The organism is Arthrobacter sp. TB 26 (genome assembly GCF_000427315.1).
Classification (GTDB): Bacteria; Actinomycetota; Actinomycetes; order Actinomycetales; family Micrococcaceae; genus Arthrobacter.
In genome coordinates this window covers 1-7,399 of record NZ_AUPJ01000346.1, presented here as the reverse complement: position 1 = coordinate 7,399, position 7,399 = coordinate 1, and the positions used below count along the sequence as shown (strand labels likewise).

Annotated in this window: 6 protein-coding genes, 1 tRNA gene and 1 pseudogene; 5 read left to right on the top strand and 3 right to left on the bottom strand. The window is 67.1% G+C overall.

The window, feature by feature from the left end; all coding sequences use genetic code 11:
- Positions 1 to 36 precede the first annotated feature (36 nt).
- Positions 37 to 783, bottom strand: coding sequence for a phosphoglyceromutase (locus K789_RS0113365; protein WP_024367187.1), 747 nt, complete (start codon positions 781 to 783; stop codon positions 37 to 39).
- Positions 784 to 986: 203 nt separating this feature from the next.
- Between K789_RS0113365 and K789_RS0113360 the strand changes: the two genes are divergently transcribed.
- Positions 987 to 1,790 carry a class I SAM-dependent methyltransferase gene (locus tag K789_RS0113360; RefSeq protein ID WP_237739603.1) on the top strand — a complete coding sequence of 268 codons (804 nt, stop codon included), beginning with the start codon at positions 987 to 989 and terminating at the stop codon, positions 1,788 to 1,790.
- A gap of 56 nt (positions 1,791 to 1,846) precedes the next feature.
- Here the strand turns inward: K789_RS0113360 and K789_RS0113355 are convergent, their stop codons facing one another.
- Complete coding sequence (locus K789_RS0113355) at positions 1,847 to 2,203, bottom strand: DUF2516 family protein (protein ID WP_024367185.1); 357 nt, start codon at positions 2,201 to 2,203, stop codon at positions 1,847 to 1,849.
- A 9-nt stretch (positions 2,204 to 2,212) separates the two neighbouring features.
- Positions 2,213 to 3,414 (bottom strand): annotated as a pseudogene (locus K789_RS23105) (trans-sulfuration enzyme family protein).
- A gap of 88 nt (positions 3,415 to 3,502) precedes the next feature.
- On the opposite strand from K789_RS23105, the gene tmk reads away from it, so the two are divergent.
- From tmk to K789_RS0113330, 4 genes are all read left to right on the top strand, one after another.
- On the top strand, positions 3,503 to 4,159 hold the full coding sequence (tmk, locus tag K789_RS0113345; protein WP_024367184.1) for a dTMP kinase: 657 nt from the start codon (positions 3,503 to 3,505) through the stop codon (positions 4,157 to 4,159).
- On the top strand, positions 4,156 to 5,298 hold the full coding sequence (locus K789_RS0113340; RefSeq protein WP_024367183.1) for a DNA polymerase III subunit delta': 1,143 nt from the start codon (positions 4,156 to 4,158) through the stop codon (positions 5,296 to 5,298). The genes tmk and K789_RS0113340 overlap by 4 nt, the downstream gene beginning before the upstream one ends.
- Positions 5,299 to 5,360: 62 nt before the next feature.
- A complete protein-coding gene (locus tag K789_RS0113335) occupies positions 5,361 to 6,941 on the top strand; it encodes an alpha/beta hydrolase (protein ID WP_024367182.1) in 1,581 nt (526 codons plus the stop codon).
- 94 nt (positions 6,942 to 7,035) lie between these two features.
- Positions 7,036 to 7,108: transfer RNA gene (locus tag K789_RS0113330), tRNA-Thr, on the top strand.
- Positions 7,109 to 7,399 lie beyond the last annotated feature (291 nt).

Genomic DNA, 7,399 nt, shown 5'->3' with positions numbered 1-7,399 from the left:
CCGCCGTCGTCGTATCCGTTGTCGCGTGCGCGGGCGCTACTTCTTGCCCTGGTTCGCGACTGCTTTGATGGCCTCGGCAGCGGCCTCGGGATCGAGGTACGTACCGCCCGGGTTCAGCGGCTTGAAGTTCTCGTCCAGTTCGTAGACCAGCGGGATGCCGGTGGGGATGTTCAGACCGGCGATGGCTTCGTCGCTGATGCCGTCAAGGTGCTTGACGAGGGCGCGCAGGGAGTTGCCGTGGGCCGTGACCAGGACCGTTTTACCGGCTTTGAGGTCTTCCTTGATGTCCGACTCCCAGTAGGGCAGCAGGCGGACCAGGACCTCTTTGAGGCATTCGGTGCGGGGCAGGGCATCGCCGAGGTCCGCGTAGCGCGGATCATGCGCCTGGGAGAACTCGGAATCGTCGGCCAGGGGCGGTGGCGGGGTGTCGTAGGACCGGCGCCAGGTCATGAACTGCTCTTCACCGTATTCGGCGAGGGTCTGGGCCTTGTCCTTGCCCTGCAGGGCGCCGTAGTGGCGCTCGTTGAGGCGCCAGTCCCGCTTGACAGGGATCCAGCCGCGGTCGGCCTTGTCGAGGGTGATGTTGGCAGTGTTGATGGCCCGCTTCAGCAGGGAGGTGTAGAGGACGTCCGGGAGGATGTTGTTCTCCACGAGAAGCTCGCCGCCACGAATAGCCTCGGCCCGGCCCTGGTCGTTGAGGTCAACGTCCACCCAGCCGGTGAACAGGTTCTTGGCGTTCCATTCGCTGTGGCCGTGGCGCAGCAGAATCAGCTTATAAGTCATGGTTTTCATCCTAGCCGAGCGGTCCCGGACAGTGCCGAGCGTTACATCACAGGGCCCGCACCGCAACGCGGGGTCACTACGCGCCCATCCTGCGGCCTCGTATGGGCCGGATGTGACCCCGCGCTGGAGGATAGGGTTGGTGTGTGGTGCAGAAGGCTGAGCGGGTGGCGTCCCCGCAAACCCATGTCATGGAAAAACGCGGCATGGCAAAAAGCGGACCCCGCGCCGGCAGGCCGGTGGGCAACATTACCCGCGGCACCACCAACCCCAACCGGATGCGGCGGCTGGACCGCTGGCTGACCGGCCCGCAGGCCTGGCGGCTGCGCACGGCGGCCGATCCCCTCGTCGTGGATCTGGGCTACGGCGCATCGCCGGCCACCGCCGTCGAACTCTTTGAACGGCTGTCCGTGATCCGTCCCGATGTGCGGGTGGTCGGCGTCGAAATCGAGCCCGAGCGGGTCCGGCTGGCCAAGGAACTGGAACGGCCCGGGCTGAGTTTCCAACTGGGCGGCTTCGAACTGCCCGTGGCTGGCCGGCCCGTGCTGGTGCGGGCATTCAATGTGCTCCGGCAGTATGAGGAAGCCGACGTCGCGGCCATCTGGCGGCTGGTGCAGGGGCGGCTGGCCCCCGGCGGGCTGTTCATAGACGGCACATGCGACGAGATCGGCCGCCGGGTCACGTGGGTGGCGCTGGATGCCTGGCAGCCGCTGAGCCTGAGCCTGTCCATGCGGTTCGGGAGTTTTGCACTGCCCTCGGACGTGGCCGAGCGGCTGCCGAAAGCCCTTATCCACCGGAACGTTCCGGGCGAGAAGGTCCAGGCCTTCCTGCAGGCCATGGACAAGGCCTGGCTGGAGGCCGCGCCTCTGGCCTCATTCGGCAACCGGCAGCGCTGGACGGCCATGTGCCGTTCATTGCGCGACGGCGGCTGGCCGATCCAGGATGGTCCGGCCCGGTGGCGGCTGGGCGAACTGACCGTGGGCTGGGACGCGGTGGCGCCGGGGACCTAGCGGGACGCCGGCAGGGTTCCCTGAGCGAGCTTGCGAGCTGAGGGAGCCGGTGGGGATCACCAGGGGCCGTAAGGTCCCATGTTGCGGTTCCCGCCGCGCCCGGCATCCTTGACCGCGGGCCGGACATCGGCCAGGTAGACGGACGCTGCCGTCACGGCGGCGAGGCCGAACAGCCCCAGCGGGCCCAGGAGGCCTCCGCCGCCGCCGCCGACCACAGACAGCAGTCCAACGGCCATGGCGCCGCCGGTGACGGCAAGCCAGAAGGTCTTGGTGCGCTTGGACACGGCTTCAAAGGCGTTCGCCTTGTGACGCAGGCAGTCGAAGAAAGCCCACACCTCAAGGGCAAGGGCTACGAGGGCCAGGAGAAAGTAGATCCCAGTTTCGACATAGTAAATAAGCGCGCGTCCGTCCATTCCCCCAGCCTAGCCGCCCAAGCTGGCCAGGGCCTGCTCCAAATCGGTCCAAAGGTCCTCGACGTTTTCGATTCCCACGCTCATGCGGACCAGGTTCTCCGGCACACTGGCCGGCTCCGCCGTGTGCCGGCGCCGGCGTTCAATCAGCGACTCCACGCCGCCCAGGGAGGTGGCCGGCAGCCACAGCTTCAGCGCGCGGATCATCCGGTCCGCGGCTTCGGCACCGCTCATGCTGCCCGTGCCGCCGTCCACCGGCGCCATTTCAATGCACAGCACCGAGCCGAAGCCCTTCATCTGGCTTTTGGCCCGCTCATGGCCGGGATCCGAGGCGAGGCCCGGGAAACGGATACTGCCGACCCGGGGGTGCGTACTCAGCCGCCCGGCGAGGATGGCCGCCGAGGCCTGCGAGCGCTCCACCCGCAAGGCGAGGGTGCGCAGACCGCGCAGCGCCAGCCAGGCCTCGAACGGCCCGGCGATCCCGCCGTGGATGGTGCGGTGGTGCAGCAGCGTGGCGCGGAGTCCGGCGTCGGACATCACCAGGGCGCCAAGCACGACGTCGGAGTGGCCGGAAAGGTACTTCGTCACCGAGTGCAGGACCACATCGGAGCCCAGCGCCAGGGGCTGCTGCACCAGCGGGGTGGAGAAGGTGTTGTCCGTGACGACGACGGCGCCGGCGGCGTGTGCCGCGGCGGTCAGCGCCCGGATGTCCGCGACGCCGAGCATGGGGTTGGTGGGGCTTTCCAGCCAGAGCATGCTGGCGGGGCGTCCGTCGGCCGGCGCGAGCTGCGCCAGGACCGCGTCGGTGTCCGCGATGTCAACCGTGCGCAGTTCCAGAAGGCCCTTCCCGGCAAGTTCCGTAGCCATCACCAGGGATCCGGCGTAGCTGTGGGACGGCATGACCAGCACTCCCCCGGCAGGAACCAGGGACAGGGCTGAACTGACGGCGGCGAGGCCGGAGGCGTAGAGCAGGCCCGGGAGTTGGGCGCCTTCCAGCTGGCCGAGGGCTTCCTCGAACGGGTCCCAGGTGGGGTTGGAATAGCGCCCGTAGCCACGGTCGCCGTCACCCAACGGTCCCGTGCCGAAATAGGTCGACGAGAGCACAATCGGAGGGTTGACCGGTTCATCGCGTTCACGCGGCGGGCGGCCCNNCCCGCCGCTACAACGACTGTTTCTGCGGACAGCGCTGCTGCCTGTTCTTCCGAAAGACTCATGGTCACAGGGTACTTCGGCGCGCTCGGGGGCAGCCAAGGCGTTACGCCGAGGCGCATTAGTGTCAGGGATTGTCGGTAGTCTAGAGCAGTGACTACCCAGAACCCCGGACTGTTTATCGCCTTTGAGGGCGGCGACGGCGCCGGCAAGTCCACGCAGGCAGCTGAGCTGGCAGCGACCCTTGAATCGCGCGGTCTCACAGTGCTGCGGACCAGGGAGCCGGGCGGCACCCCGATCGGCGAAAAACTGCGTTCCCTCGTCCTGGACCACGGCCACGGCCACATCGACGCGCACACCGAAGCCCTGATCTTCGCGGCCTCCCGTGCCGCCCATGCGAGCCAGGTCATCCGCCCCGCCCTCGAACGCGGCGAGATCGTCCTCACCGACCGTTATATCGACTCCTCGGTCGCCTACCAGGGCGCCGGCCGGGACCTTGGCACCGAAGCCGTCCGCAACGTCAACGAGTGGGCCACCTCGGGCCTGCAGCCGGACCTCACCGTACTACTCGATGTTGACCCCGAGGTGGGCCGCCGCCGGCGCACCGCGGGCGACGCGGCCGAGGACCGGCTGGAATCAGAGGCGGACGAGTTCCATGCAAGGATCCGGACCGCCTTCCTCGAACTCGCCGCGGCCCGGCCCGAGCAGTACCTCGTCCTCCCCGCCCACCTCCCGGTCGATGAATTGGCCGTGCGGATCCTCAGCCGGGTCGAGTCCCTGCTGTCCCTCCCGCGGGGCGTGGGAGCATGAGCGTCTGGGACGATCTCCAGGGCCAGCCCGCCGTCGTGGCCCAACTGCGCCAGGCTGCCGAAGGTGACGGCCTGACCCATGCGTGGCTTTTCACCGGCCCGCCCGGTTCCGGCCGGTCGAACGCGGCGAAGGCCTTCGCCGCCGCCTTGAACTGCGACCAGGACGATGTCAGCCTGCGCGGCTGCGGCGAATGCGCGGCGTGCCTGACCATCCTGGGCGAAACCCACTCGGATGTGGCCTTTGTGCGCACCGAAAAGGTCACCATCACCATCGACGAGGCCCGCGAGCTGGTCTCCACGGCCGGGAACCGGCCGTCGTCGGCGCGCTGGCGCATCATCGTCGTGGAGGACGCGGACCGGATGGCGGAACGCACCACCAACGTGCTGCTCAAGGCAATCGAGGAACCCACCCCCCGTACCATCTGGATGCTGTGTGCGCCCTCCCCCGCCGACGTCCTGGTCACCATCCGCTCCCGCTGCCGGGCTGTGGCCCTGGGGCTTCCGCCCGCGGCCGACGTCGCTGCCCTGCTGGTCAAGCGCGACGGCGTCGACCCGGACGTCGCCGAACGCGCGGCCCGGGCAGCGCAAAGCCATGTCGGAATCGCCCGCCGGCTCGCCCGGGATCCCGACGCCCGTGAGCGGAGGCTCGAAACAGTGCGGTTCCCCCTGGGCCTCCGCGGGGTCACAGCCGCAGTCCTGATGGCGGAAAAGCTCGTCAAGATCGCCACCGAGGAAGCCAACAGCTCCAACGACGAGCGCGACGCAGCCGAAAAAGCCGCCCTGCTCGCCACCCTCGGGGCGCCGGAAAGCGGCACGCTGCCGCCGGCCATGCGCGGCCAGGTCAAGCAGCTCGAGGACGACCAGAAGCGCCGTGCCAAGCGTTCAGTGACCGACTCCCTCGACCGCACCCTCACCGACCTGTTGTCCTTTTACCGGGATGTGCTCATCATCCAGATGGGGAACGCCGTGGAGCTGGTCAACGTTGAACTCAGGACCGAACTCGCTGAGTTCGCCCGCCATTCCTCCGCCGAAACAACCCTGGCCCGCATGGACGCCATCAACAAGGCCCGCAAACGGATCACGACGTCGAACGTGGCTCCGCTGCTGACCATCGAGTCCATGGCCGCCAGCCTCATCTGACCCTGACAGCACCGCCCGACCCGCTTCGATCAGCACCGTTGCATTTCCCCAAGGAGAACCGCATGACGTCACCATCACGGCCCGCAAAGAACCGACCCGTGGCGGTCGGGGTGCGGGGAGCCGGCGCCCTGGCGCTCGGCCTGGTGATGGCCCTTGTCCTGTCTTCCTGCAGTCTTTTCGGCTCAGGGGACGGCAGCGCGAAGGGTGCCCAGGGCACGGCGGATCAGTCGATCGCCGCGGCGGCACCGGACGAGCTCCGCAGCTTCTACTCCCAGCAGCTCACCTGGAGCCGCTGCGAAGGCGACTTCCAGTGCGCCAAGGTCAAGGTGCCGCTGGACTACAGCAAGCCGGACGGCGACAGCATCGAAATCGCAGCCCTGAAGCTGGCTACGAAGAGCAGCAACAAGAAGGGCAGCCTGCTGGTGAACCCGGGCGGCCCGGGCGGCTCCGGCTATGACTTCGTGCGGGATGCCGGTTCCACCAACATCTCGGAAAAGGTGCGCGCCAACTACGACGTCGTCGGCTTCGATCCGCGCGGGGTGAAACGTTCCGCCCCGGTCACCTGCCTCACCGACCAGGAACGGGACGCCTCCCGGGCCAAGATTTACAACCTGGACACCGACGCCGGGATGGCCGAAGCCCTCGCCGACAACAAGGCCATTGCCGCCAAATGTGTGGAAAAGACCGGCCCGGTGCTGGGCCATATCGATACCGTCAGCGCCGCCAAAGACCTCGACATCCTGCGCGGCGTGCTCAATGACAGCAAACTGAACTACCTCGGCTACTCCTACGGGACCTTCCTCGGCTCCACTTATGCCTCGCTGTTCCCGGACAATGTCGGCCGGATGGTCCTCGATGGCGCGATGGATCCCTCGCTCAGTTACGAGGAGCTGACCAGCGGGCAGGCCAAGGCGTTCGAAAAGGCTATCCGGGCCTACGTCACACACTGCCTCGACGACAGCGCCTGCCCGCTCAGCGGCACCCCGGATGACGCCGTGGGCCAGATCCAGGACATCATCAAGGCGGTCGAGGCGGATCCCAGGTCAGCGAAGGACGGCCGGGTAGTCAACGCCTCCATGTTCGTCAGCGGCTTCATCCTGCCGTTCTACAACGACGACAACTGGCCCGTGCTCACGCAGGCCCTGGACAGCGCGATGAAAGGTGACGTGACGCCGATGCTCCGGCTCGCGGACTTCGGCGCGGACCGGGAGACGAACGGCAGCTACTCCTCGAACTCGACCTTCGCCTTCAACGCCATCAACTGCCTCGACTACCCGATGTCCACGGACACAGCGACCATGCGGGCCGAAGAGCAGCAGTTGCGCGAGCTCTCGCCCACACTGGGCTACTACTTCGCCTACGGCGGCACGAACTGCAAGGACTGGCCGTACAAGAATGTCAGGACCCCTGCACCGGTGGAGTACAAGGGTTCCACCGACATCGTCGTGGTCGGCACCACGGGCGACCCGGCCACCCCGGTGGAATGGGCCAGCGCCCTGCGCAAGCAACTGGGGACGGCCTCGCTGCTCACCTGGAAGGGCGAGGGCCACACGGCCTACGGCCGCTCCAACGACTGCATCGGCAACGCCGTGGACGGTTACCTCGTTGACGGCAGGACGCCGGCGGACAACACCGTCTGCTGAGGCGTTCGACACTCATTTTGACCCGGGCCGGAAGACTCTACTACAGTTGTCTCTGGCATGAGGCGCCCGGGTCACCCGGACATTTCAGGCGGTTGCTTCCTTAGCTCAGTTGGTAGAGCGTCTCACTCGTAATGAGAAGGTCGCCAGTTCGATTCTGGCAGGAAGCTCTGGTCTCCATCTATCGGCCCCGGCGCAGTCGTCGGGGCCGTTCCTTTTTGCCCCGCTATGGGTGACGCCTGTCCTGAAGGCGTATGAGAAGGCACGTCGCTGCCTAGATGCATTACACGGCCGAACGTCTGGTGCGCCGGTGAATACCCCTCGGTCCTGCCATGAAGAACGGCGTTTTCCGTCCTGCCCTCGCGCCTTTTGCGCTGCGCGGGACGACGCCATCAACAGAGCGTGAGCTCCAGGAGTAGTAAATGAAGAAACGCACAACATTGTTTTCCGGCGCGGCTGCC

Bases quoted from the DNA above. Each gene is read 5' to 3' on its own strand.
- K789_RS0113340 (WP_024367183.1), top strand. From the start codon at position 4,156: ATGAGCGTCTGGGACGATCTCCAGGGCCAGCCCGCCGTCGTGGCCCAA.
- K789_RS0113365 (WP_024367187.1), bottom strand. From the start codon at position 783: ATGACTTATAAGCTGATTCTGCTGCGCCACGGCCACAGCGAATGGAAC.
- K789_RS0113355 (WP_024367185.1), bottom strand. From the start codon at position 2,203: ATGGACGGACGCGCGCTTATTTACTATGTCGAAACTGGGATCTACTTT.
- K789_RS0113335 (WP_024367182.1), top strand. From the start codon at position 5,361: ATGACGTCACCATCACGGCCCGCAAAGAACCGACCCGTGGCGGTCGGG.
- K789_RS0113360 (WP_237739603.1), top strand. From the start codon at position 987: ATGGCAAAAAGCGGACCCCGCGCCGGCAGGCCGGTGGGCAACATTACC.